Source organism: Sphaerisporangium sp. NPDC049457 (assembly GCF_055586705.1).
On record NZ_JBVJHR010000010.1, the window covers coordinates 174,328 to 198,674 of the forward strand.

Consider the following 24,347-nt stretch of genomic DNA (forward strand, 5'->3'; position numbering starts at 1 on the left):
CGGGGTGACGCCGCACGCCGCTACCTCAGCCAGATCCGTAGTGGGCCGATGGGGGTGAAGCCCTGCTGGAGAGGGGTTTCGAGGTCGTCTGAATGCTCGTAGCCGACCATGGGGCGGGTGGGGAAGAGGGCGGAGGCCAGCGTGACGGTGCCCTCCCAGGCCGCCTCGATGTCGCAGCCGGAGGCGAAGACGTTGGACACTCCCACCACCTGGCCGCTGACGTTGAGGGCGGAGCCGCAGACGACGTCGCCGCCGATGCGACCGGCGAGCAGGGTGACGGCGGGGTCGGCGAGCAGCGCGACGGGGAACAGGAGGCCCTCGTAACCGGTGAGGAGGCCGGCCTCCCAGTCGCGCAGGCCGGCCGTGGTGGTGACCATGCTCCAGGCGATGGGATCTCCGGTCGCCGCCCGCAGGTTCGCCAGGCGGTCTTCGAGAGCCGCGCGGCCCTCGGCTGGTCCGGACGCCGGGCTCCCGGGGGCGGGTGGCGGAGCGCCTGGTTCGGACGGTGAGCCGTTAGGGGTGGGTGACCGGAGGAGCCACTGGGCCTCGAACAGGATGCGGAAGCCGGCGTCGTGCAGGTCCAGCCGGGCGAAACCGTCCTTGACCGAAGGTTCGGGGGAGTCGAGGTCGATCGCGTCGAGCACGGCGTCGGCCGTCGCGGCCGGGGTGAGGGTGACCGCGTCCGGGTACAGCGGTGGCGACCTGCGCGGGTTCGACCACAGGGACTCCTGGAACGTCCCCGGCATGCCGTGCGCGCGGCACACCGAATCACACCACTCGGCGTTGTTCCGCACCGCGGCTTGTAGCCATATGTCGCCCATATTGAGCATCGTCGCCAGGCTCCCGTCTGCTGGCAAACTTGCCCGGTGACTTCACCCCCCTTCGCGCCACCGAGAGAGGCGATCGCTGCGCGGCGGTACCGGTTCGGCGCGAGCCTTGTCGATGGGCTCATCGTTGGTGTGTCGAGTATCGCGGTCGTGGCCTTGGCGGAATTCGGCTTTGGGCTGGACGGCGACGACCAGGCCGAGGCGCCCGTCCTGCAGGACCAGGCGCCCGCATCCAGCTTCTTGGACGACTGGTTCGGCAACCCCTACGCCGGAAATCCGCACTGGTACATCGAGATCGCGCTGACCGTCCTCTGGTTCCTGTACTTCTGGATATGTCATGCCCGCTGGGGGCAGACCATCGGAAAGCGCTTGAACCGGTTGAAGGTCGTCAGCCGTGACGGCACACCTCTGACGACCTCCCAAGCCGCGGTGCGCTCTCTCATCTACGCGGCCGTATCGGCGCTGCCCTACGTCGGGCTGCTCCTCTCGCTGGTGAACACCTTGTGGATCTTCGGTCCGAGTAAGAAGTGCCTGCATGACGTCGTAACGGGCACCGTCGTGGTCGACCTGAACGCCGAGGCGCGCCTGTCCGGTCGCTCGCGCACTCGTGCGAATCACACCGTTCTCGTCGTCGGGTTGCTGGTGACCGGCCTGGTCCTGTTCTGGTTCCTGTCCATCGCCTGGAGCTGATCCGCGTCCCTGGGACCGGCTTCCGATGGGGCGGTGGTACCGTCGCATCGCCCCGGCATGCCATGGGTGCGGCACACCGAATCACACCACTCGGCGTTGTTCCGCACTGCGGCTTGTAGCCACATATCAACCATGTCGGCATCGTCGCCGCCGCGCCCTGGTAATGCCAAACTTTCCCCGTGACTTCACCCCCCGTTGCGCCACCGAGAGCGGTGATCGCCGCACGGCGATACCGGTTAGGCGCGAGCCTCGTCGATTCGCTGATTCTTGCCATCCCCACCTTTGCCATTTGGTACTTGGGAGGGCCCGTCGCCGAGTGGTACGACGACGACCGGGTCGCCAGGTTGGGTTCGCTGGACCTCTGGCTCAATGATCCCTATGCCGGAAACCCGTACTGGTACCTCGATGTCGCCGTGGCCATCCTCTGGTTCCTGTACTTCTGGATCGGCCATGCCTACTGGGGGCAGACCATCGGAAAGCGGCTATGCCGGCTGAAGGTCGTCAGCAGTGACGGCAGGCCCCTGACGATGTCCCAAGCCGGGGTGCGCTCTCTCATCTATTCGGCGAGCACGCTGCTGCCCTACGTCGGAATGCTCCTCTCGACGGCGAACTGCTTGTGGATCTTGGGCCCGAGTAAGAGGTGTCTGCATGACGTCGTGGGAGGCAGCGTCGTGGTCGACCTGAACGTGGTGGCGCACGGATCTGGTGGCTCGCGCACTCGTGCGAGTAACGCCGTTCTCGTCGTCGGGTTGCTGGTCACCGGCCTGGTTCTGTTCTGGTTCCTGTCCATCGCCTGGAGCTGATCGCGTCCCCGGGGACCGGCTTCCGATGGGGCGGTGGTACCGGGGAAAAGGTGTATTGCGTAACGTTCGTCAGGAAATGGGATTTTGGTGGTGAGATCGGCAGGCGGAGGGTGCGGGCATGGGTGACCTGGTCGAGCGGGCGGCGAAGCTGGACGCCGAGGACCCCCTGCGGCGGGTGCGGGATGAGTTCGATCTCGATCCCGGCGTCGTCTACCTCGACGGGAACTCGCTGGGGGCGCCGCCGCGCCGGGTGGCCGACCGGGTCCAGCACGTCGTCCGGGAGCAGTGGGGACGCAGGCTGATCCGCTCGTGGCCGGAGGGCTGGTGGACGGCGCCGGAGCGGGTGGGGGAGAAGATCGCCCCACTGGTGGGCGCCGCGCCCGGCCAGGTGGTCGTGGCCGACTCGACCAGCGTCAACATCTTCAAGGCCCTGGTGGCCGCCGTGCGGATGACGCCGGGACGGAGCGAGATCGTCGTGGACGCCGGCACCTTCCCGACCGACGGCTACATCGCCGAGTCGGTGGCCGAGCTGACCGGCACCGTCCTGCTCCCCGTCCTGCCCGACGAACTCGATGACGTGCTCAGCGACCGGACGGCGGTCGTGCTGCTCAACCACGTGGACTACAGGACCGGGCGGCTGTACGACATGGCGGCGGCCACGGCCAAGGCGCACGCGGCCGGGGCCAGGATCGTGTGGGACCTGTGCCACAGCGTCGGGGTGCTCCCGATCGAGCTGGACGCGCTCGGGGTGGACCTCGCCGTCGGATGCACCTACAAGTTCCTCAACGGCGGCCCGGGGTCGCCCGCGTTCATCTACGTGCCGAGCGGGCTGCAGGGAGAGTTCAGGCAGCCGCTGTCCGGCTGGGGCGGGCACCGCGATCCGTTCGCGATGGACGCGCGGTACGAGCCGGCGCCCGGCATCGCCAGGGCTCGGGCCGGCACCCCCGACATCCTGTCGCTGCTCGCCCTGGACGCCGCGCTGGACATCTGGCGGGACGTGGACCTCGCGGACGTGCGGGCCAAAGGCCTCGCGCTGACGGAGTTCTTCATGGAGTGCGTGGACGAGCTGGTGGGGAACGCCGTCGAGGTGGTGACCCCGCGCGACGACCGGCGCGGCCACCAGGTGTCGCTGCGCCACCCGGACGCCGAGACCCTGGTCGCCGAGCTGACCTCCCGCGAGGTCATCGGAGACTTCCGCACCCCCGACATCCTCCGCTTCGGCTTCGCCCCCCTCTACGTCCGCTACCAGGACGCCCTCAGAGCCGCCGAATCCGTCGCCGGCCTTATCGCGACGCCCGGCTGAGGGCGCATTCGCGCCATGCGTAGTGCGAACGTATTACGATGGTCTCCTGGGATACAGACCCATCCACTGGACGGAGCGGTCAGAAGAGCACATCGCCCGTCATGGAGTCACTCCCGATGAAGTGGAAGAGGCGGTGTTCGCCCGGCCTTAGTGGGAGGCTCCAGGCCGTGATGAGAGCACTCTTGTCTATGGGACAACCGATTCGGGCCGGTATCTACTGGTCGTTCTGGTCGAGAGCGTCGCGGAGCCGGATGCCTGGTATGTGGCGACAGCCCGGGACATGACACAGAGTGAGAGACGGCTGTTCGTGTAGAAAGCGAGGTGATGACCATGACGCAGGACAAGATCGATGAAGTGGCCGCCTACTACGACGAGCACGACACGACGGCGGAGCTTGAGGGCGCGGTGCCCCGCGAGGCTGCGCCTGCCGACGAAGTGATGATCGTGACGTCCTTGCGGCTTCCCAAGCCGGTGATGGATCAGGTGCGGGAGCGAGCGCGGGCGCGAGGCGTCAAACCCACGGCGTTGATCCGCGAATGGGTGGAAGCCGCGCTGGCGGGACAGGAGGCCGTCGTGCCGATCAGCGTGATCATGGCGGCGGTCACGGAGTACCAACAGCAGCGTGCGTCGTAGCGAGTGTCAGCCGCCGATGGAGGTGCAGGGGCGGGTGCGCAGGTCGGCGACGTAGTCGTCGGGGGCGCCGGCCTTCTCGGCGGCGTCGGCGAGGATGCCCAGGTAGCGGGCCGAGGGCAGGCCGCCCTCGTAGTCGTCGAGGACGTAGAACCAGGCGACGACCTCGCCGTCGAGGGTCGCGACGCGGAGCCGGACCTTGTGGTAGAGGCCGAGCACGGCGCCCTCCCACTGGTCGAGCGACTCCTCGTCCCACTCGGGCACGTCGTAGAGGACGACGAAGACGTGTTCGGCGGGGTCTTCGGCGATGGTGGCGAGGGCGCCCTCCCAGCCGACGTCCTCACCGCCGAAGGTCAGGCGCCAGCCTTGCAGCCAGCCCGTTCCACGCATGGGCGAGTGCGGAGCCCGCTGAGCCATCTGCTTCGGGTCCATGTTGCTGCCATAGGCGGCGTAAACCGGCACGGCACACAAGACTAATCCAAGATCGGCGTGCGGGACCGGCCCAGCGGTTCCAACACGCCCGAGTCCATGGTCGGGCGATCGTCTTCTTCCGGTGCTCCACGCCGGCGCCGTGGATTCGTAGGGGTTTTTCGGGGTGAATCAGCGGTTTTTACGGGTCTTCACGTGTTCTGACCCGGTATTGCACCCCTGGCACCCCCAGCCATGCGGGACAATGGGGTACGTGACGAGCATTGTGATCATTGGTGGCGGGCCCGGCGGTTACGAGGCGGCGCTGGTCGGCGCTCAGCTGGGCGCCGAGGTCACCGTGGTCGAACGCGACGGTCCCGGCGGAGCCTGTGTGCTCACCGACTGCGTGCCGTCCAAGACCATGATCGCCACATCCGCCCGCAAGCAGGCCCTGCTGGACGCCCCCTCCCTCGGCGTGAACTTCACCGGCGGCCGCGACGGCGACGTGGGCGGCGTACGGGTGGACATGCCGCTGGTGAACAAGCGCGTCAAGGAGCTGGCCACCCACCAGTCGTCCGATATCGCCGCCCGGCTCGCCGCCGAGGGCGTGCGGGTCGTACAGGGCGAGGGCCGGCTGGTCGACCCGCGGGTCGTGCGGGTCGGCGACGAGACCATCGACGCGGACGTCGTCATCGTCGCCACCGGCGCGACCCCGCGCGTCCTGCCCGGCGCCGAGCCGGACGGTGAGCGGGTGCTCAACTGGCGGCAGCTCTACGACCTGCCCGAACTGCCCGAGCACCTCATCGTCGTCGGGTCCGGCGTCACCGGAGCCGAGTTCGCCGGCGCGTACCGCTCGCTCGGCTCGGAGGTCACGCTGGTGTCCTCCCGCGACCGCATGATGCCGAACGAGGACGCCGACGCGGCCGAGGTCCTGGAAAAGGTCTACCGGCGCCGCGGCATGAACGTCATGGGCAAGTCCCGCGCGTCGTCGGTCAAGCGCACTGAGGACGGCGTGGTCGTCACCCTTGAGGACGGCCGGACCGCGGAGGGCAGCCACTGCCTGATGACCGTCGGCATGATCCCCAACACCACCGGCATCGGCCTTGAGGGGGCTGGCGTCACGCTCGACAGGAACGGCTTCATCCAGGTCGACAAGGTGTCGCGCACCTCCGCGTCCGGGGTCTACGCCGCCGGCGACTGCACCGGCGTGCTGATGCTCGCCTCGGTGGCCGCCATGCAGGGCCGCATCGCCGTCTGGCACGCGCTGGGCGAGGCGGTGCAGCCGATCCGGCTGGCCACCGTCGCCTCGACGATCTTCACCGACCCCGAGATCGCCGCCGTCGGCATCGCGGAGCGGCAGATCGAGGCGGGCGAGGTCGAGGCGAACATCGTCAAGCTGCCCCTGGCCACCAACGCCCGGGCGAAGATGCAGGGCTTCAACGACGGTTTCGTGAAGCTCTTCTGCCGGCCGAACACCGGCATCGTGCTCGGCGGGGTGGTCGTCGCGCCCCGCGCCTCCGAGCTGATCCTGGCCGTGTCGCTCGCCGTCCAGCACCGGCTGACCGTGGACCAGATCGCCCACACCTTCGCGGTCTACCCCTCGTTGTCCGGCTCCATCACCGAGGCCGCCCGCCGCCTCATGCTCCCAGGCACCTCGACCATCATCTGAGCCCGGACGACAGCCGTCGCGCACCCTCTGGGCGCCGCGAGCCCGCGGGCGGGTGTTAGGGGAGGCCGCCCGCACGGCTGTGCGGGTCAGGTGAGGCGGGAGCGGACGCGGGTGAGGGCGTCGTGGCCGTGGTGGAGGGCCGCCGCGACGCCGGCCAGCTCGGGCTCGGAGCGCGCGCTGTTCAGCGAGTGCTTCGCCGCCTCGTAGGCGTCCAGCGCGCGCCGCCAGTCCTGGTCCACGCCGCCCGTGCTCATGTGGTTGATCTTGTAGTCGAAGTCGAGCGCGTCGATCTCCTCGCCCAGCCTGATCACGTTCTCCTCCGCGGCGCGCCGCGCGTTCGCGAACCGGGCCGCGCGCTCGACCCTGCGCCGGTGCGACAGCCCCCAGAAGATCAGCGTCAGGCTCAGGCCCACGCCGCTGAGGACCACCAGGACCAGGCCGAGCCCGCCCTTCCCCCGGGACGCCGCCGGCTGTGCCGGGTCGCCCGTGTCAGTGTCACCGGCGTCGGCCGGCAGGTCCTCGGTCGTGCCGACCGCGTCGTCGGGGACGTTCTCGGGCTCGCCGAGCGCTCCGGTGAGGTTGACGTCGTCGGCCTGGGTGAACGACGCCTTCTCGACCGTCGCCCCGTGCAGGTCGGCGCCGTCCAGCTCGGCCTGGGTGAACTCGGCCTCCGTGAGGTCGGCCCCCTTGAACACCGCGAACTGGAGCCTGGCCTGCCCGAGCTTCACCTCGCGCATCTTGGCCTTGGTGAAGTCGGCGTTCCTGGCCTGCACCTGGCCCATGGTGGCCTCGTTGAGGTCGGCCCCGATGAGTGTGGCGTCGGTCAGGTTGACCTGGGTCATCTCCGCCCGCGCCATGATCGCCCCGGTGAGGTCGGCGTGCGGGAACTGGGCCTGGCCGGCGTCGGCGTCGGTCAGGACGGCGTCGCGCAGGGTGGCGTGCTTGGCGTGGAGCTGCCCGAGGTCGGCGTTGGACAGGTCGGCGCCGGTGAGGTCGGCGTACTCCAGGTGCGCCTGGGTGAAGTCGGCCTCCTTCATCGAGGCCTTGCGCAGGATCGCCCCGGTGAGGTCCTTCTGGGTGAAGTCGACCTCGTCGAGCTTGGCGTTGGTCAGGTCGGCGCAGCGCAGGCTCTCCGGGAGGGCGGTGCCGCCGGTGAAGTCCTTGCCGCGTAGTTTCAGCCCCGAGCCCGGCTTGCACGGCGCCGCCTGCGCGGTGTGCGCGGTGTGCGCGTGCGTGGTGTGCGCGGCCGCGACGGACGTGCGGGCCGTGGATGAGGACGCCGCCGACACCGGTACGGCGGGGACGGAGAGAACGAACAGCCCGGACATCAGGGCCAGGGGGATGGAACGCAACGCAAGCCTCCTCGACTACTTCGCCGAGTGTGGCAGCTGATCATATACGCGGGGTTGCACCCGCCTTGCAGATCACTTTCGCTGTGGGGCCACCGGTGACACGCCGGCAGGGGACCACGGCCGGTCTTGCTGTCCACGAACGTCCGCCTGGTCAGGCGCCGTACGCCGGCGCCGGCATCGCCGCACCACACCCCGCCGCCCCGGCGCCGACCCCACCCAGCACCACACCGGCCAAGGGGCCATCCCCGGTGGTGCTGGGGACCTCGGGAGCGGGGGCGTGTGCCGGCCCAGTGGGGAGGACGCCTGCCGGAAGGTGCTGGGGACAGTCGGGAACGGGGGCGTGTGCTGGGGGGAAGGCGGGAGCCCCGGCGTGGTCACGCCGGGGCTCCGGGTTTCGAGTGAAGGAGGGCTACCAGTCGCCGCCGCCGCCGAAGTCGCCGCCGCCGAAGTCGCCACCGCCACCCCAGTCGCCGCCACCTCCCCAGTCGCCGCCGCCGCCGAAGTCGCCGCCACCGGACTCGGCGCCCTGGGCGAAGCCGGCGTCGTACCCGGCGCCGTAACCGCCGCCGCCCCAGCCGCCGAAGGAGCCGCCGAGCATGGTGCCGATGAGCATGCCGGTCATCAGGTCGCCGCCGAAGCCGCCATAGTAGCCCGACGCGTACGGCGCGTACGCGGGGCCGGCGTCCCAGTAAGGACGGCGCTGGCCGTCGACCATGACCTCGCGCATGTGCGGGTCGAAGCCCTGGTCGACGCGCTGGGCGTCGGCCGCGCAGGCGGGCACGTCACGCGGGGCGCCGCCCGGCGGGGCCCACAGGACGTCGCGCACGGACGGGCCGTGCTGCGGGTTGAAGAAGCAGGGGGCGCGACGCTCGGGGAGCGGCTCGTTCGCCACCCGCGCCTTGACGCAGGCGAGGGCGTAACGGCCCTCCTCAAGGGCGGTGGTGACCCCGCGCAGGTCGTCCGCCCGCTTGACCGCGGCCAGCTCGTTCTTGGCCTTCTCGTAGGCGTCCAGCGCCTGCTGCCAGTCGCCGCTGGTCTTGGCCTGGTTGTCGGACACCTTGACGTCGAGGTCGAGCGCGGTGATCTCCTCACCGAACTTGGTGACGTCCTCTTCGACGGTCTGCTTGACCGCGGCGAGCTCGGCGGCCTCGCGGGCCTCGCGCTTGCGCTTCTGGCGGCGGGAGATGAAGAAGATGCCGAGGCCGCCGGCCAGGGCCAGGACGAGGATGCCGATGAGGACGCCGCCGCCCCCGCCGCCCGCCGCGCTGCCCGCCTTGAGCGCACCCTTGGTGTCGCCGCTCGCGGCCTTGTCGACCCGGTTGACGAAGTCCTCCATGCCGGAGACGACGTCCTTGTTGTTGCTGGTGGCCGCGTTGGCGAGCTGGCCTGCCAGACCCGGCTTGCGTATCGCGCTCGACGCCGCGAACAGCGTGGTGCCGTCCAGGACGGCGACGGTGGCCCGCGGACGGCCCTCGGCGGAGAGGGACTGGCCGAGAGTGGTGATCAACCGGCCCGCGGAGGAGCTGTCGGGGACGGTGCCGTCGGCGAGCGCGGCGACGTAGATCTTGCTGTCGGCGCCCTCAAGGGCCTTGCGGATGTCGGAGAGCTCGCCTGAGCTCAGCGACACGCCGGGCCCGACATAGAGGGGGTCGCTCGTCTTCCAGGCGGCGATGATCGTGCCGGGATCCGGCGGGGCCGCGGCCTGGGCCGCGGGCGGCAACGCGAACAGCGTCAGCAGTCCGGCCAGCACGGCCACGAACGTGGCAGTGGCGCGGCGCATCACATGAGTGGTCACGGCTGTATGCCTCCTTCGTCCTACAGGACGAATGGCGGGTCGTCTGAGTTCCTCGGTAGGCAACCGTATATCCACGCGTTCGTGAAGTCCCGGGAGCCGCAGCTCAGGCGTCCTTGATTTCGCAGATGGCCGCGCCCGCCGTGACCGTCTGGCCGACGGTCGCCACCAGACCGGTGATCGTGCCGGCCTTGTGGGCGGTGAGCGGCTGCTCCATCTTCATGGCCTCCAGCACCACGATCGTGTCGCCGGCCTGCACGACGTCGCCGTCGGAGGCCGCCACCTTCACGATCGTCCCCTGCATCGGGCTGACCAGCGAGTCTCCGGTCGTCGCCGCGCCGCCGCCCTTGCCGCCGGCCCGCCGGGACGGCTTCTTGGGCGTGGCCTGGCGCGCCATCGCCGCGGCGGCGGGCAGCACGACCTCCAGGCGCTTGCCGCCGACCTCCACGACGACGCGCTCGCGCTCGACGGGCTCGTCGGCCGCCGTCTCACCGGAGTAGGGCTCGATGACGCCGGTGAACTCGGTCTCGATCCACCGGGTGTGCACGGTGAACGGCTCGCCGGTGAAGGCCGGGTCGGACACGACGGCCCGATGGAACGGCAGGACGGTGGGCATCCCGTCGACGACGAACTCCTCCAGGGCGCGCCGCGAGCGGGCCAGGGCCTCCTCGCGGGTGCGGCCGGTGACGATCAGCTTGGCGATGAGCGAGTCGAACGACTGCGGCACCGTCATGCCGGTCTCGTACCCGGCGTCCAGGCGCACGCCCGGCCCCGCCGGGGCGCGCATCGCCGTCAGCGTGCCGGGGGCGGGCAGGAAGTTGCGGCCGGCGTCCTCGGCGTTGACGCGGAACTCGATCGAGTGGCCGCGAACCTCGGGGTCGTCGTACCCGATCGGCTCGCCGTCGGCGATGCGGAACATCTCGCGCACGAGGTCGAGGCCGGTGACCTCCTCGCTGACCGGGTGCTCGACCTGGAGCCGGGTGTTGACCTCGAGGAAGGAGATCGTGCCGTCCTGGCCGACCAGGAACTCGCAGGTGCCCGCGCCGACGTAGCCGGCCTCCTTCAAGATCGCCTTGGAGGAGGCGTACAGCAGTTCGCGCTGCTCGACGGACAGGAACGGGGCAGGGGCCTCCTCGACGAGCTTCTGGTGGCGCCGCTGCAGCGAGCAGTCGCGGGTGGAGACCACCACGACGTTGCCGTGCCGGTCGGCCAGGCACTGCGTCTCGACGTGCCGGGGCCGGTCGAGGTAGCGCTCGACGAAGCACTCGCCGCGCCCGAACGCCGTGACGGCCTCGCGCACGGCCGACTCGTACAGGTCGGGGATCTCCTCCATCGTGCGCGCGACCTTCAGGCCGCGTCCGCCGCCGCCGAAGGCCGCCTTGATCGCGATGGGCAGGCCGTGCTCGGAGGCGAAGGCGATGACCTCGTCCACTCCGGACACCGGGTCGGAGGTGCCGGCCACGAGGGGGGCGCCGACGGCCTGGGCGATGTGCCGGGCCGCGACCTTGTCGCCGAGCGAGGTGATCGCCGAGGGCGGCGGCCCGATCCAGGTGAGACCGGCGTCGATCACGGCCTGGGCGAACTCGGCGTTCTCGGCCAGGAACCCGTAGCCGGGGTGGACCGCGTCGGCGCCGGACTCGGCCGCGATGCGCAGCAGCTTGCCGATGTCGAGGTAGGTCTCGGCGGGCGACTGCCCGCCGAGCGAGTACGCCTCGTCGGTCATGCGCACATGCAGCGCGTCGAGGTCTTGGTCGGCGTAAACAGCGACGCCGGTGAGGCCCGCGTCCTTGCACGCCCGGGCAATCCGCACAGCTATCTCGCCACGATTGGCGATCAGGACCTTCCGCACCGAGGTCGTCCCTTTCCTCCAGAGGCCTTGCGCGCCTTCAACGGAGTGTAAGCGGCCTTTGATCTGCCGTAAGCCCCTACCCCCCCGCTTACTTGTATGCACCCCCAGATCGTCCGCACGGCCGGATGCCGATAATCGCTCGGTATAACCGGTGCGCCTGAGGGGTGGGACGTCTAAAGTAGGGGCGTTTGGCTACCCACTGTGTGCGACCGATCCCGAAGGAGACCGGCATGAGCCAGAGCTTGCTCGGCGGCGACCCCGCGGAAATGCAGAACATGGCAGCCCAGTTCACACAGCAAGCCGAACAGGTGCGCCAGACGATGGCGGCGCTCGACCGCGAGGCGGCCAAGGTGGGCACCGCGTGGATGGGCCCGGGGGCCGTGCGGTTCGGCGGCGCCTGGCAGAACTACCGCCAGGCCTTCCAGCGCATGTCGGAGGAGCTGGCCGAGGCGTCCCGCATCATCACGACCTACCGGGGCAACATCGAGTCCGCGACCCGTTAGCGCGTTCTCCCGCGAGCGTCTCGCGGGTCATCTCATGACGGCAGAAGCGCCGCAGAAGCGCGACGTCGGGCGGAGGCGGGCGGACGACCGCGGCGCCTCCGTCATCGAGCTGGCGCTCATCATGCCCGTCGTGCTCGTGGTGATCCTTCTCATCGTGCAGTTCGCGCTGGTCTTCCACGGCCGGCAGGTGGCCGACGCCGCGGCCCGTGAGGGGGCGCGGGTCGCCCGCGGCGCGGGCGCCTCCTCCAGCGGCTGGCAGGCGGCCGCCGAGTCCCGCGCGCGCGCCATCGTGCGCACCGTCGGGCCCAAGATGCTCCAAGGGGTGCGGGTACGCGCCTGGCAGAAGGGCGACCAGCGCGGCGTGGTCGTCGAGGGCGACGCCGTCGCCGCGGTCCCCCTGCTCCCCGGCATGACCTTCAGGGTCACATCGACGTTCGGCGGGCCCATCGAGTGCTTCCGCCCCGACGACGGCGACACCGGCTGCCAGTGATCCCGCTACGGGCCCCATAAGGGTCACCCGCGGCCGGCGCCCTCAGGTAAGGGCCCCGGCGACGGGACTACGTCAGGGTGCGGCCGGCGCCACTGTACGAGCTCCAGGGACAGGGCGTGGGGGAGCGCCTTCGGTACGGGCTCCAGGGGTCAGGGTGTGGTCAGTGCGGCCTGGATGGGGGTGGGGGTGCCGGAGGTCACCAGCAGGCCGCGGCCGGGAGGGCCGCCCACGGCGCCGCGCGGCAGGCGGACGTTGAACAGGTCGCCGTCCGCCGGGCTCTGCACCGACAGCAGCAGCCCCGTCCGCGCCTTGCGCGCCTCGGCGACGAACCCCCGGTAGGCGGTCGCCAGGTCCCCGGTGGTGCCGGCGATCAGCAGGGCGTGCTCGCCGTCCCTTCCGCTGCGCAGCGTCTCCTCCAGCGCCTGCCCGAGCGGCGAGTCGGGCGAGATCAGCTCGGCGTCGTCCACGACGACCACGTACCGCTCCCGTTCGCCGATCATGGCGGCGAGGTCCTGCGCGTCGCTGGTGATGACGCCGAGCACGCCGGCCTCCCCTGACAGTTCGCGCAGCGGGCTGCGCCGCGGGGCCACCACGGCGACCGGCGTGTCCTGCGCGAGCAGGAAGCGCGCGGCCGTGAGCAGCGCGGACGACCGCCCCGACCGCGCGGGTCCGGCGATCACCGCGGCCGGCCCCTGCGCCAGCAGGTCGACGCCGAGCGGGGCCAGCGCGTCGCCGCCCGCGCCGAGCAGCGCCCACAGAGGCGAGGGCGGCTTGAAACCGGGGGCGAGGTCGAGCGCCTGCGCCGCGGTGACGCGCATGGGCAGCGCGTCCACCCGCAGCGGCGCGGCGGGCTCGGGCGAGCCCTCGGCGGACGTGCGCGCGAGGGCTTGCAGCGCCGCGACCTGGGCCGGGGTGGACGCGTCATCGCACAACAGGGCGATCTGGCTCTCGACGACGCCCTGCTCGCCGATCGACAGCGCGCGTCCGGGCGGCAGGAAGGACGGGATGCCGCGCGGGGGCAGACCGGCCAGGCCGTAGTCCGCCGGGTCGGCCAGCCGCATGATCAGGCGGTCCTCGAACAGGGTCGAGATCTGGCCGAGCAGGCCCGACCGGTCGGCGGTGACCACGGCGCGCAGTCCGACGGCCGGTCCCTCGCGGAGCAGCTGCATCAGCGAGTCGAGCAGCCGCCCGTAGTCGTAGCCCTCGAAGGCGGCGGTGAAGCCCTCCCACCGGTCGAGCATCAGCACCAGCCACGGCATCCGCAGCGCGGGGTCGGCGTGCGCGGAGCGCCGGACGGCGGCCCTGGCCTCGGCCAGGGAGGCGTACCCGGCCTCGGCGAGGAGTTGCTGCCTGCGGCCGACCTCCTCGCGCAGCCGCGTGAGCAGGCGCTCGACCCGGTCGAGCTGGTCGCGGGTGACCACCGCGCCGCAGTGCGGCAGCGCGACCAGGGGCAGCAGCGAGCCCGACCCGCAGTCGATGGCGTGCAGGTGCAGGTCGAGCGGGGAGGCGTGCGTCGCGATGGCGCCGGCGAGGGTGCGCAGGGCCGTGGAACGCCCGGTGCGGGCCGTGCCGGCGATCAGCAGGTGGCCGCCGTGGGCGGGGTCGAGCACGAGCGTCCTGCGGTCCTGCACCCAGGGCAGGTCGGTGACGCCGAACGGCAGCGGCGGCACCTCACCCTCCTCACCGTTGCCGCCGGTCTCGCCGCCGCGGCGGGCGGGCGGTTCGAGCAGGACCTTGTCGGGGAGCGGCGGCAGCCACGGGCTGGGCTGCTCCTTGATGCCGAGCATCCGGGTGGCGTCGACGACGGCGTCCACCAGGTCGGCGAGGTCGCTCGCGGCCCCGGACTCGGCGGCGGACGGCCGGCCGGACGGGCCGGCCTCCGGGGCGGAGCGGAGCGGATGCCCGAGATCGCGCCAGCCGACCTCCACGACCTTGGGCGCGCCGCCGCGCCGCGCGGCCCGCGGCACCCTGCCGCCGACCCGGGCCGTCTGCACGGCCTGCGCCGCGCCGACGCCGGAACGCACGTAGCACCGGCCGGGCGTGGACTTGGAGATGTGCGCGGCCTCGGGGCCCGCGATGACGTCGGCCGACTCGGAGGGCTCGGTGACGCGCAGCGCGATGCGCAGCGAGGTGTTGGCCTGGATGTCGGCGGTGACCACGCCACCTGGCCGCTGCGTGGCGAGGATGAGGTGGATGCCCAGCGATCGGCCGCGCCGGGCGATGTCGACCAGGCCGTCCATGAAGTCCGGCAGCTCCGACACCATGGCCGCGAACTCGTCGATGATGAGCAGCAGGCGCGGAAGCGGCCGCAGGCCGGTGGAGGACACGCCAGGCGCGCCGCCGCCGCCCGTCTCCCGAGCGAGGCCGCCCGACGCCGGCCCGCCTGGTGTCGTCGGAGCCGGGGGGTGGGTGGGGTGGTCTCTGAGTTCGTGGTAGTCGTCGATGTCCTTGGCGCCCGCGGCGAGCAGCAGGCGTTCGCGCCGGCGGATCTCGGCGGCCAGCGAGGCCAGCGCCCGCTGGGTCAGATGCTCGTCCAGGTCGCTGACCATGCCCACCGTGTGCGGCAGGCGCACGCACTCCTTGAACGCCGCGCCGCCCTTGTAGTCGATCAGCACGAAGGTCATCTCGTCCGGGCGGTTGGCCACGGCCAGCGAGCAGATCAGCGTCTGGAGCAGCTCCGACTTGCCCGCTCCTGTGGTGCCCGCGACGAGCGCGTGCGGGCCGTCGGTGCGCAGGTCGACGCTGAACGGCCCGTCGGCCCCGACGCCGATCGGCACCTCGGTCGTGCGGCCGCCCGCCCGCCACCGGGCCGCGATCGCCCGGCCGGACGGAGTCAGTTCCAGCAGTTCGAGCAGGCGGACGGAGCCGGGCAGCACGGCCGCCGAGTCGTCCCTGCTGACGTCGCGCAGCGGGGACAGCGAGCGGGCGAGGCGGTCGCACCAGGAGGGGGAGACCTGGTCGGCGAGGATCTCGCCGATGGCCTCCAGCCCGCCGCCGCGCAGCCGGACGAAGCCGTCGGCGCCGCACTCGACGACGGTCGCGCACTCCTCGGGCAGCAGCCGCTGGTCCTCGTCGATCGCGATCGTGTACACCCCGGCGCGCGGGCCCTGGCGCAGGACCTGCGGCATGCCGGGCAGGGTGCGCAGCACCTGGGCGCCGTCCAGGATCACCAGCACGTCGTACGGACGGTCGTCGTAGGACGCGTACAGCGGTTCCTCCTCCGTCAGGGAGGACCGTCCCCACCCCTTGGCCGAGGTCAGCGCGCCCAGGCCGTGCGAACCGGGGCCGTGGGAGTCGTCGTCGCCGAGGCGTTCGGCGATCAGCGCGGCCAGCTCGGCGACCCGCTGCGCCGCCGCCTCGGGGTCGGCGCCGATCAGCGCGACGCAGTCGGCGTCCCGGGGCGCGCAGTGCGGCAGCCAGCGCGTCCAGCCCCACTGGGCGGCCCCGTCGGCGTTGGCGGACAGCACGACCACGGCGAGGTCGCGGGGGCTGTGCAGGGTGACGGCCGCGCCGGCCAGCGACCGGGTGAGCCCGAGCGCGACCTCGCGCGCCCCGGTGACGCCGGCCACGCCGAGGCGGCGCATGGCCAGGGAGACCGGCACGGCCCCCGACAGCGGCGGCTCGGGCATCGGCAAGTCGGGCGGCGCTCCGCGCTCGGGCACGAAATCGATCTCGGCGGGCAGGTCGGCCAGCCCGATGCGCAGGCGCAGCGCGTCGGCGTCGTGGCTCCTGCGCTCCCACAGCCTCCTGCGGGGGCCGGTCGCGGTGAGCAGCAGCTCGGCCGGGTCGGGGGAGGCGGCGCGGCGCTCGACCTCGTTGACGGCCCTGGCCTTCTCGACGGCGGTCTCGAAGGCGGCCAGGCGCTCCTTGTACGCCCTCACGGCCTGCCGGTGCTTCTTGCGGCCGTGCCGGCGGTCGCTGATCCACTGGCCGATCATGATCATCGGGGTCATGAGGGCGATCAGTAGGTAGAACCAGACCTGCAGGACCAGCGCCAGCGTGAGCCCGAGGACGGCCGGCAGGCAGGCCGCCAGCAGTTGCAGGCGCGCTCCTTCGCCGCGGCCGGGCTCTGCGGGCGCCTCGAAGCGGCGGCGCCGCTCGGCGGGGCGCAGGCGGGGGGGCCGGTTGTAGGCCAGGCCGCCGTCCGGCAGGGCGTCCAGGTGCGCGTCGGCCGGCTCGGTGGCCCGCAGCACCAGGACGGAGTTGCCGCAGGCGAGCGGCGCCCCCTCGGGCCACGGCCGCGGCGCGTCCACCGGCTCGCCCGCGAGCCTCGGGACGGTGTGCGCGGCGCCGCGCGTCAGGTCGCCGATGATCTCGGCGCCGCGCGCCGGACCCGCGCCGGGGCCGCCCCTGCCCTGGGACGCCCGGCCGCGCGCGCGCTTCCCGGCGGCGCGCCGCGCCCGTCTCGACCGCGTGGACGCGGCCTTGCCGCCGGAGGTGTACACCGGCCTGACCAGGACCTCCTCGGGGGTGACCCGCACCTCCGCGGCCTCCGCCGCCAGGTGGTGGTCCTCGACGCGCACGGCGCAGGAAGGGTCGGATCCGATGACGTGGACGCCGAGGCCCAGCCGGTGCACCGACCCGGCGGCGGGACCGCCCACCACCCTGACCTCGACCACGCCGCCCGGTTCGGCCAGGAGGGTGGACCCCGCGGCGCGCTGGTCGAGCGTGACCAGGTCGCCGTCCCGCAGCGCGGCCGTGACCGGCGCGTCCGGGGCCAGCCGTCTGCCATCCACCCACAGCGACGGCGCCTCGGGCACCGCCCTCGGGCGGGCCTGGCCGCCCAGCCCGTACGGCGCGCGGGCCCGCGGCAGCCGCACGACGTTGCCGTGGCGCTCGGCGGGCGAACCGTCCAGCGCGGTGGCGAGCCCGGCGACCGTGGTCTCGTCGTCGCCGTCGACGACGACGTCACGGTGGCCGTGCTCTGAGACCACGGTAAGCATGATCCGCATGCGACGTCTCCTCCGGGTCCGGCTTCCGCGCCTCAACGTAGCGACGGGAGTTCCGCCGGTCCGGAGGTTTACGTCAACCAGACCCGCGGGTGCCCGTCTTGCTGCTTCCGCACTTTCTCGCCGTCAGGCCGGCGGCGTACCACTCGCCGCCCGACTCTTTCTCGCCCGGCCGTGGTGCTCGCCGGGTTGTCGCCGCCGCTGTAGTAGTGAAGCCGGTGCTCGTCGTGGGTGACCCGCTTCCCGCCATGCTCGCGAGTCGCGGCGCCGAGGAGATTCTGCATCACGAGTTGCCCACAGGTCTTGTGGGTGAACCTGTGGACAACGACTCAACCTGTGGATAACTAGATGGCCTTGTGGCGTGATTTCCAGTCTTAAAACGGATATCTGGTTATGATCCGGGCGGCGGCGGGCCGGGGGATAACCGCCTGGCGCTGTGGATAACGCTGTGTACATCCTCTTGTGGTAGATGGTCCGGGTAAGCGTGAGGGAGCCTTCATGTCGCAGTACGTCCAGGTACAGGTGGCGATCGACGACCGTGTCAAGGCCGGCGAGCTGGCCGCGTCGGCGGTCGGCGCCCGGCTCGCCGCCTGCGCGCAGATAGTCGGGCCTGTCATCAGCGTCTACCGGTGGAAAGGCCGGGTGGAGACGGCCGAGGAGTACCTGCTGCTCGTCAAGACCACCCGCGAGCGCTCCGGTGAGCTGACCGAGCACATCCGGCGGGCGCATCCGTACGAGACCCCGGAGATCATCTGCCTGCCCGTCGAAGGCGGTCTCGGGGCCTACCTGCGCTGGATCGACGAGGAGACCCGGCCGGCTGAGGAGGAGACCCCGCCGGGCCCGGAAGGTGAAAGGCGGGCAACGGGCGGTTAAGATACCGGTCCGTTGGGGAAACCAGAGTGGTAAGTGTGACTCTCGATACCGGCGATACAAAGGTGATTATCAACCGAAATATCGACGCCATCGGGGTCGCGGGGGCATTGCGATTCTTGACGCTCCCGTTGACAGCCGATCCATAGTGGATAAGCATGGGTCCGGTTTCTGTCCCTGCACTTGGTGCAAGCTGCACACAATGGCATGACATTTCCGGCACATAACCCAGCAACCCCCCGTCCTCCATATCCGTGACCATGCCGTCCCGCACCGTGGTCATGCGGTTCATCTCGATCGGCCCCGCGCTGGTCGGTGTCAGCGCATGGTGAGGGTGCCGGCCCGGTCCCTGATTCGGGAGCCCCCCACCCATGAGGATCAGCGAGAAATCCGACCGCGACGGCCGCGCGTCCCTGAGCGCGGAGCGTCCGGGGTCGCCGGGCACGCTGTCCGGGCCGGCCTCCCGAAAGCTTCCCGTGCCGCCCCGCGAGCGCAAACCCGCCCTGGCCGCCCTGGCGCTGCTGCTGGTCCTCGGCGGGGCACTGGGCACCACGCTGCTGGTCATGCGCAGCGGCGACCGCGTGTCGGCCATCCAGATCAGCCGGCAGATCGGTCCCGGCCAGCCGATCGCCGCCGACGCGATGGAAGAGGTCCAGATCGCCGACACCGGCGTGCCATATGTCTCCTGGGTCCATCGCGACGAGGTCGCGACGACGTTCGCCCGGGTCACCCTCCTGCCGGGCACCCTGCTCACCGAGCCGATGACCAGCAGAGACAGCGAGCAGGTGGGCCCCGGCAAGGTCACCGTGGGCCTCGCGCTCAAGGCGGGCCAGGTGCCGCTCGGCCTGCGGGCCGGCGACCACGTCCAGGTGGTGTACGTCCCCGGCTCGGGCCGCGGCACCGCGCAGGGCAAGGTGCTCGCCCCGAGCGCGCTGGTCGAGAGCGTCGGCGACGGCGAGGGCGGCAACTCGGGCCTGGTGTCCATCATCGTGGACGCGACGGTGTCCCCGACGATCGCCATGTACTCGTCGAGCGGCGAGATCGCCCTGGGCAAGCTCGCCGGAGCGGGCTGAGGTGGCACTCATCGCGCTCGCCGCCGACAAGGGGGCGCCCGGGGTCACCACCGCCGCGACTGCGCTCGGCGCGGTCTGGCCGCGGCCGGTGCTGCTCGCCGAATGCGACCCCTCCGGCGGCGACCTGGTCTACCGCCTCCCCGGCGCGGACGGCGGCGTGCTCAACCCCGCCCGCGGCCTGCTCAGCCTCGGCGCGACCGCCCGCCGCGGCCTGCACCCCGAGCAGGTGCACGAGCACACCCAGAAACTCGTCGGCGGGCTGGACGTGCTGACCGGCCTCACCCACGGCGAGCAGGCCGCCGGGCTCACCTGGCTGTGGGGGCCGCTCGGCCGGGCCCTGTCCGCGCTGCCCGGAGCCGACGTCCTGGCCGACTGCGGCCGGCTCGGCGCCCACCCGCAGATGGCCGACCTCATCGCAGAGGCGGAGGTCACGCTGCTGTTCACCCGGCCGAGCCTCGACCACGTGGCCCACCTGCGCGAGCGGCTGGCGCTCATCGGCGGCCAGGTCGGCGTGGTCGTCATCGCAGACCCCCGCTCCTACCGCGCCTCCATCGACGAGGTACGCCGCATCGTCGCCGCCACCAGCAGGGACGTCGCGTTCGTGGCCGGCCTGGCGTACGACCCCAAGGGCGCCGAGCTGCTGAGGGGCCAGTGGGGCGGGCGCCTGGACCGCTCCCTGCTGATCCGCACGGCCCGCGAGCTGGCAAGCCGTCTCGCCGCCCGCGTCGCCCCCGTCCGCGCCGCCGACCCCGTCGCCGACCTGCCCCGTCCAAGATCGGGGGACCGAGCCGGATGAGCATAGATCACACGCTGGTCAAGCGGTTCCGGCAGGAGGTCGGCGACCGGCTGGCGCACCAGCGGCGGCTGGACCAGGCGAGCGGCCTGACCCCGATGTCGGGCGAGGACGAGCGCCAGTTCGCGCGCGCGCTGATCTCCCAGGTGCTCGAAGAGCACGCCCGCAACGAGATCGGCTCCGGGCGCACGCCCCCGACGGCCGATGAGGAGGAGGCCCTGGCGGCGGGCATCCACGCCGCGCTGTTCGGCGTGGGCCGGCTCCAGCCGCTGCTGGACGACCCCGAGGTCGAGAACATCGACGTCAACGGCTGCGACCGGGTGTTCGTCGGGTACGCCGACGGCCAGGAGATCGTGCACGACCCGGTGGCCGACTCCGACGAGGAGCTCATCGAGCTGATCCAGATCCTCGCCGCCTACAGCGGCCTGTCCAGCCGCGCGTTCGACACCGCCAACCCCCAGCTCGACCTGCGGCTTCCCGACGGCTCCCGCCTGTCGGCCGTCATGGACGTCACGGTGCGGCCGGCGGTGTCGATCCGCCGCGCCCGCCTGGGCAAGGTCTTCCTCAGCGACCTGGTCGGCAACGGCACGCTGACCCCCGAACTGGGGCGGTTCCTGTCGGCGGCCGTCGCGGCCAGGAAGAACATCATGATCGCCGGTTCGACGAACGCGGGGAAGACCACGCTGCTGCGGGCGCTGGCCAACGAGATCCCGCCGCACGAGCGCCTGATCACGGTCGAGCGGGCGCTGGAGCTCGGGCTCGACCAGTTCCCCGAGCTGCACCCCAACGTCGTCGCCTTCGAGCACCGCCTGCCGAACTCCGAGGGGCAGGGCGAGATCACGATGGCCGAGCTGGTGCGGCGCTCGCTCCGCATGAACCCGAGCCGGGTGATCGTCGGCGAGGTCCTGGGCGACGAGATCGTCACGATGCTGAACGCCATGACCCAGGGCAACGACGGGTCGCTGTCGACCATCCACGCCAACTCCTCGATGGAGGTCTTCAACCGCATCTCCACCTACGCGCTCCAGGCCGAGGAGCGCCTGCCGATCGAGGCGACGCACATGCTGATCGCGGGCGCCATCGACTTTGTGATCTTCATCGAGAAGCGCAACGACTACCACCGGGGCGGCCGGCTGCGGCGGTACGTCGCCAGCGTCCGCGAGGTCGCCGGCGTCGACGGGCGCGTGCTGTCCTCGGAGGTCTTCGCCCCGGGGCCCGACGGGTACGCCGTCCCGCACGCGCCGATCGCCTGCGTCGACGACCTGGCCGAGCACGGCTACGACCCCACCATGGGAGCGTGGTCGTGATGCCGGCCGGGCTGTTCGACCCACTGACGATCCTCGCGGGCGCGGCCGTCGGCGGCGGCCTGTTCCTGCTCGGCCTGGCCATCTACGGGCTGCGCCCGGCGCCGGCGACGCCCGACCGGTCGGCCAGGCGCCGCGAGCTGGTGCGCCGGCTGTCCACGCGGTCGGCCGTCGCGGGCATCACCGGCGGCCTGGTGCTGGTCGTCACGCGGTGGCCCGTCATGGCGGCCGGGGCCGTCCTGCTCGTGCTGGCCTGGCGCGGCCTGACCGGCGGGGCCGCCGAGGAACGGGCGGCCATGAGCCGCCTGGAAGGGCTCGCCGCCTGGACCGAGTCGCTCAGGGACACCATCGCGGGCGCGGCCGGCCTCGAGCAGGCGATCCCCTCCTCGATCAGGGCGGCGGCGCCCACGCTGCGGCCCCACCTGCGCGCGATGGTCGACCGCCTGCACACCCGGATGCCGCTGCCCGACGCGCTGCGCCTGTTCGCCGACGAGCTGGACGACCCGTCCGCCGACCTGGTGATCGCCGCGCTCATCCTCAACGCCAAGCTGCGCGGTCCCGGCCTGCGCGAGGTGCTCGGCGCGCTCGCGGTGTCCGCGCGCGAAGAGCTGGACATGCGCCGCCGCGTCGAGGCCGAGCGCCGGTCGACGCGCCGCAGCGTGCAGATCGTCGTCGGCACGGCCGTCGCCTTCGCGGCCGCCCTGGTGATCTTCAACCCGTCCTACGTCGCCGAGTACGACTCCCTGCTCGGCCAGGCCGTCCTGGTGATCGTCGCCGGGCTGTTCGGCGCGGGCTTCGCGTGGATGCGGCGGCTCGCGAGGTTCGACAAGCCCGCCCGGCTCCTCGGGCCGGCGACCGGCGCCCCGCTGGAGCGCGAACCGGTGGCAGGGGGTGTGAGCGTCCATGGTTGAGAACACGCTCGCGGGCGCCCTGTTCGGCCTGGGAGTCTTCCTGCTGATCAGGGCCCTCTTCCCGCCGAGGCCGGGGCTGGTGTCCCGCCTGCTCGCGCTCGACTCGGCCCGCGAGTTCGACGACGCGACGCGGCTGCGCCTGGTCAACCCCGACGAGGAGGTCAGCGCCCTGCGCCGCGAGGTCGGCGCGCGGCTCGCGCGGCTGTACGCGGCGCGGGGCTGGGAGGTGCGCTCGACCCGGGCCGACCTCGCGCTGCTCGGCAGGTCCTTCGAGGGCTACCTGGCGACCAAGATGCTGCTCGCGGTGTCCGGTCTGCTCGCGTTCCCGATCTTGGCCGGCTGGCTGGCCCTGATGGAGCTCGGCGTCCCGCTCCAGGTGCCGCTGTGGGCGGCGCTGATCGTGGCCGTCGTCTTCTTCTTCCTCCCCGACCTGCAGATCCGCAGGGACGCCGCCGTGCGCCGCCGCGACTTCCGGCACGCCGTCGGAGCCTTCCTCGACCTGGTCGCCATGAACCTCGCCGGCGGCAGGGGCGTGCCCGAGGCCCTGCTGATGGCGGTGTCGGTCGGCGAGGGCGGCGACTCGCGCAACTGGGCGATGGCCCGCATCCGTGAGGCGCTGGCCAACGCCAGGATCATCGGCATCACCCCCTGGCAGGCGCTCGGCCGCCTCGGCGACGAGATCAACGTCGACGAGCTGCGCGACCTGTCCGCGGCGCTCGGCCTGGTCGCCGACGACGGCGCCAAGGTCCGCGCCTCGCTCACCGCGCGGGCCGCGACCATGCGCCGGCGCGAGCTGGCCGAGGTCGAGGGCCAGGCGGGGGAGCGTTCACAGTCCATGCTGGTCGCCCAGCTCCTGCTCTGCGCCGGCTTCGTGATCTTCCTGAGTTATCCGGCAGCGATGAAGATGTTGGGGTCGTAGATGTTCACACCACCGTGGTTCACCTATCTGATCGCCGTACTCCACGTGCGCCTCGACCGCGCCAGGACCGCTCCCTCCCGCGGCGCCTCCGCCGTCGAATGGGTGATCATCACCGCCATCATCGCCGGCGTGGCCCTCGGCCTGGCCACGCTGATCAGGACACTGGTCACGCAGAAGCAGGCCGAGATCCAGAGCAACTTCGGCGGCGGGGGTGGCGGCACCGGCGGAAAGCCGTGACCGAAGCCGTGACCGCGCGCCCAGCGATCGACGAGGGCGCCACCGTGACCGTCACCGCGCGCGGCGTCCCGTCACGCGGGCCGGCGGGAGGCGCGAACCGGTGCGGCCGCACGTGGTGACCGAAGCACCGGCGAGCCCGTCCCGGCGCGGGCGCGACCAGGGGTCGATGGCGGTCGAGACGGTGATGCTGGCCCCGGTCTTCCTGCTGTTCCTGATGTTCCTGGTCGGCGCGGGCCGCGTCGTCGAGGCGCAGGGCGAGGTCAACGGCGCGGCCAGGGACGCCGCGCGCGCCGCGTCCGTCCAGCGCACGCGGGCCGCGGCGGAGCGCGCGGCCCGCGACGCCGCCCGGTCGGCGCTGGACGGGCAGTGCGCCGCCGCGGTCAGCCTCACCGGCACCGACTGGCGCGAGGGCGGCACCGTGCGCGCGAGCGTGAGCTGCGAGCTCAAGCTCGACTTCCTCGGGTTCGGCGCGGCCAGGCGGATGAAGGGCGACTCGGTGGTGCCGCTGGAGCAGTTCAGGAGGGTGGAATGACCCGGGCCCGCCGCGCACCGGGAGACCGCGGGTCCATGTCGGTGTTCGTGGTGATCTTCTCGGTGGTGGTCTTCCTGCTGGCCGGGCTGCTGGTGGACGGCGGCGCGGCGATCAACGCGCGGCTGCGGGCGTCCGACGTCGCCGAGCAGGCGGCACGGGCGGCCGCCGACCAGATCGACGTCGAGAACCTCCGCAGCACCGGCCAGGTCCGCCTGATCGGCGACGAGCGCGCCGTCTGCGGCCGCGCCCGCGAGATCGTCGACGCGCACGACGGTGACGAGATCAAGCTCACGCGGTGCGCGGTCGCCGCCGGACAGGCCGCGGTGACCGTCGCGGTGAGCGCCCGATGGGACGCCATGTTCCTCGCGGCGTTCGGGTTCGCCGGTTCCGACATGTCCGGCACCGCCACCGCGGGCCCCGACCCCGGCGACCAGGAGGGATAG

Annotated in this window: 22 protein-coding genes; 16 read left to right on the forward strand and 6 right to left on the reverse strand. The window is 72.1% G+C overall.

The features are described 5' to 3' along the window. Positions 1–20: 20 nt before the first annotated feature. Complete coding sequence (locus ACZ6QO_RS17715) at positions 21–821, reverse strand: hypothetical protein (protein ID WP_465851837.1); 801 nt, start codon at positions 819–821, stop codon at positions 21–23. Positions 822–866: 45 nt separating this feature from the next. Between ACZ6QO_RS17715 and ACZ6QO_RS17720 the strand changes: the two genes are divergently transcribed. The 4 genes from ACZ6QO_RS17720 to ACZ6QO_RS17735 all read left to right on the forward strand — a co-directional run bounded on the left by ACZ6QO_RS17720 (position 867) and on the right by ACZ6QO_RS17735 (position 4,256). Beyond that, positions 867–1,517 carry an RDD family protein gene (locus tag ACZ6QO_RS17720; protein ID WP_465851839.1) on the forward strand — a complete coding sequence of 217 codons (651 nt, stop codon included), beginning with the start codon at positions 867–869 and terminating at the stop codon, positions 1,515–1,517. A 212-nt stretch (positions 1,518–1,729) separates the two neighbouring features. Further along, on the forward strand, positions 1,730–2,320 hold the full coding sequence (locus ACZ6QO_RS17725; RefSeq protein WP_465851840.1) for an RDD family protein: 591 nt from the start codon (positions 1,730–1,732) through the stop codon (positions 2,318–2,320). Positions 2,321–2,438: 118 nt separating this feature from the next. Continuing rightward, a complete protein-coding gene (gene kynU / locus ACZ6QO_RS17730; RefSeq protein WP_465851841.1) occupies positions 2,439–3,623 on the forward strand; it encodes a kynureninase in 1,185 nt (394 codons plus the stop codon). A gap of 330 nt (positions 3,624–3,953) precedes the next feature. Continuing rightward, positions 3,954–4,256, forward strand: coding sequence for a CopG family antitoxin (locus ACZ6QO_RS17735; protein WP_465851843.1), 303 nt, complete (start codon positions 3,954–3,956; stop codon positions 4,254–4,256). 6 nt (positions 4,257–4,262) lie between these two features. Here ACZ6QO_RS17735 and ACZ6QO_RS17740 read toward each other — a convergent pair whose 3' ends face one another. Then, entirely contained in the window at positions 4,263–4,715 is a 453-nt protein-coding gene (locus tag ACZ6QO_RS17740; RefSeq protein WP_248966349.1) for a gamma-glutamylcyclotransferase family protein, read from the reverse strand. Between the two features lie 220 nt (positions 4,716–4,935). Between ACZ6QO_RS17740 and ACZ6QO_RS17745 the strand changes: the two genes are divergently transcribed. Beyond that, on the forward strand, positions 4,936–6,330 hold the full coding sequence (locus tag ACZ6QO_RS17745; protein WP_465851844.1) for an NAD(P)H-quinone dehydrogenase: 1,395 nt from the start codon (positions 4,936–4,938) through the stop codon (positions 6,328–6,330). A gap of 86 nt (positions 6,331–6,416) precedes the next feature. On the opposite strand, the gene ACZ6QO_RS17750 is transcribed toward ACZ6QO_RS17745, so the two are convergent. The 3 genes from ACZ6QO_RS17750 to ACZ6QO_RS17760 all read right to left on the reverse strand — a co-directional run bounded on the left by ACZ6QO_RS17750 (position 6,417) and on the right by ACZ6QO_RS17760 (position 11,323). Continuing rightward, positions 6,417–7,682 carry a pentapeptide repeat-containing protein gene (locus ACZ6QO_RS17750; RefSeq protein WP_465851846.1) on the reverse strand — a complete coding sequence of 422 codons (1,266 nt, stop codon included), beginning with the start codon at positions 7,680–7,682 and terminating at the stop codon, positions 6,417–6,419. Between the two features lie 409 nt (positions 7,683–8,091). Then, positions 8,092–9,477, reverse strand: a complete 1,386-nt coding sequence (locus tag ACZ6QO_RS17755) for a hypothetical protein (protein WP_465851848.1) — start codon at positions 9,475–9,477, stop codon at positions 8,092–8,094. 103 nt (positions 9,478–9,580) lie between these two features. Then, entirely contained in the window at positions 9,581–11,323 is a 1,743-nt protein-coding gene (locus tag ACZ6QO_RS17760) for an acetyl/propionyl/methylcrotonyl-CoA carboxylase subunit alpha (RefSeq protein ID WP_465851849.1), read from the reverse strand. A 230-nt stretch (positions 11,324–11,553) separates the two neighbouring features. On the opposite strand from ACZ6QO_RS17760, the gene ACZ6QO_RS17765 reads away from it, so the two are divergent. Beyond that, on the forward strand, positions 11,554–11,826 hold the full coding sequence (locus ACZ6QO_RS17765) for a WXG100 family type VII secretion target (protein WP_465851851.1): 273 nt from the start codon (positions 11,554–11,556) through the stop codon (positions 11,824–11,826). A 34-nt stretch (positions 11,827–11,860) separates the two neighbouring features. Then, on the forward strand, positions 11,861–12,316 hold the full coding sequence (locus tag ACZ6QO_RS17770) for a TadE/TadG family type IV pilus assembly protein (RefSeq protein WP_465851852.1): 456 nt from the start codon (positions 11,861–11,863) through the stop codon (positions 12,314–12,316). 149 nt (positions 12,317–12,465) lie between these two features. On the opposite strand, the gene ACZ6QO_RS17775 is transcribed toward ACZ6QO_RS17770, so the two are convergent. Then, complete coding sequence (locus ACZ6QO_RS17775; RefSeq protein WP_465851853.1) at positions 12,466–17,268, reverse strand: FtsK/SpoIIIE domain-containing protein; 4,803 nt, start codon at positions 17,266–17,268, stop codon at positions 12,466–12,468. Positions 17,269–17,763: 495 nt separating this feature from the next. Between ACZ6QO_RS17775 and cutA the strand changes: the two genes are divergently transcribed. The 9 genes from cutA to ACZ6QO_RS17820 all read left to right on the forward strand — a co-directional run bounded on the left by cutA (position 17,764) and on the right by ACZ6QO_RS17820 (position 24,347). Then, on the forward strand, positions 17,764–18,138 hold the full coding sequence (cutA, locus tag ACZ6QO_RS17780; protein ID WP_465851854.1) for a divalent-cation tolerance protein CutA: 375 nt from the start codon (positions 17,764–17,766) through the stop codon (positions 18,136–18,138). Between the two features lie 368 nt (positions 18,139–18,506). After that, a complete protein-coding gene (locus ACZ6QO_RS17785; RefSeq protein WP_465851856.1) occupies positions 18,507–19,208 on the forward strand; it encodes a hypothetical protein in 702 nt (233 codons plus the stop codon). Between the two features lies 1 nt (position 19,209). Beyond that, positions 19,210–20,004: a hypothetical protein gene (locus tag ACZ6QO_RS17790; protein WP_465851858.1), complete on the forward strand. Its 795-nt coding sequence runs from the start codon at positions 19,210–19,212 to the stop codon at positions 20,002–20,004. Continuing rightward, positions 20,001–21,308, forward strand: a complete 1,308-nt coding sequence (locus tag ACZ6QO_RS17795) for a CpaF family protein (protein WP_465851859.1) — start codon at positions 20,001–20,003, stop codon at positions 21,306–21,308. The genes ACZ6QO_RS17790 and ACZ6QO_RS17795 overlap by 4 nt, the downstream gene beginning before the upstream one ends. Beyond that, positions 21,308–22,216 (forward strand): type II secretion system F family protein, encoded by a 909-nt coding sequence (locus ACZ6QO_RS17800; RefSeq protein ID WP_465852023.1) that lies wholly within the window; start codon positions 21,308–21,310, stop codon positions 22,214–22,216. Before ACZ6QO_RS17795 ends, ACZ6QO_RS17800 begins: the two co-directional genes overlap by 1 nt. Continuing rightward, the gene (locus tag ACZ6QO_RS17805; RefSeq protein ID WP_465851860.1) at positions 22,209–23,135 is read left to right on the forward strand and encodes a type II secretion system F family protein; all 927 of its coding nucleotides are present in this window, start codon (positions 22,209–22,211) and stop codon (positions 23,133–23,135) included. The genes ACZ6QO_RS17800 and ACZ6QO_RS17805 overlap by 8 nt, the downstream gene beginning before the upstream one ends. Continuing rightward, positions 23,136–23,372 carry a hypothetical protein gene (locus ACZ6QO_RS17810; RefSeq protein WP_465851862.1) on the forward strand — a complete coding sequence of 79 codons (237 nt, stop codon included), beginning with the start codon at positions 23,136–23,138 and terminating at the stop codon, positions 23,370–23,372. Between the two features lie 100 nt (positions 23,373–23,472). Continuing rightward, a complete protein-coding gene (locus ACZ6QO_RS17815) occupies positions 23,473–23,904 on the forward strand; it encodes a TadE family protein (RefSeq protein ID WP_465851864.1) in 432 nt (143 codons plus the stop codon). Further along, positions 23,901–24,347, forward strand: coding sequence for a pilus assembly protein TadG-related protein (locus ACZ6QO_RS17820; RefSeq protein ID WP_465851866.1), 447 nt, complete (start codon positions 23,901–23,903; stop codon positions 24,345–24,347). The genes ACZ6QO_RS17815 and ACZ6QO_RS17820 overlap by 4 nt, the downstream gene beginning before the upstream one ends.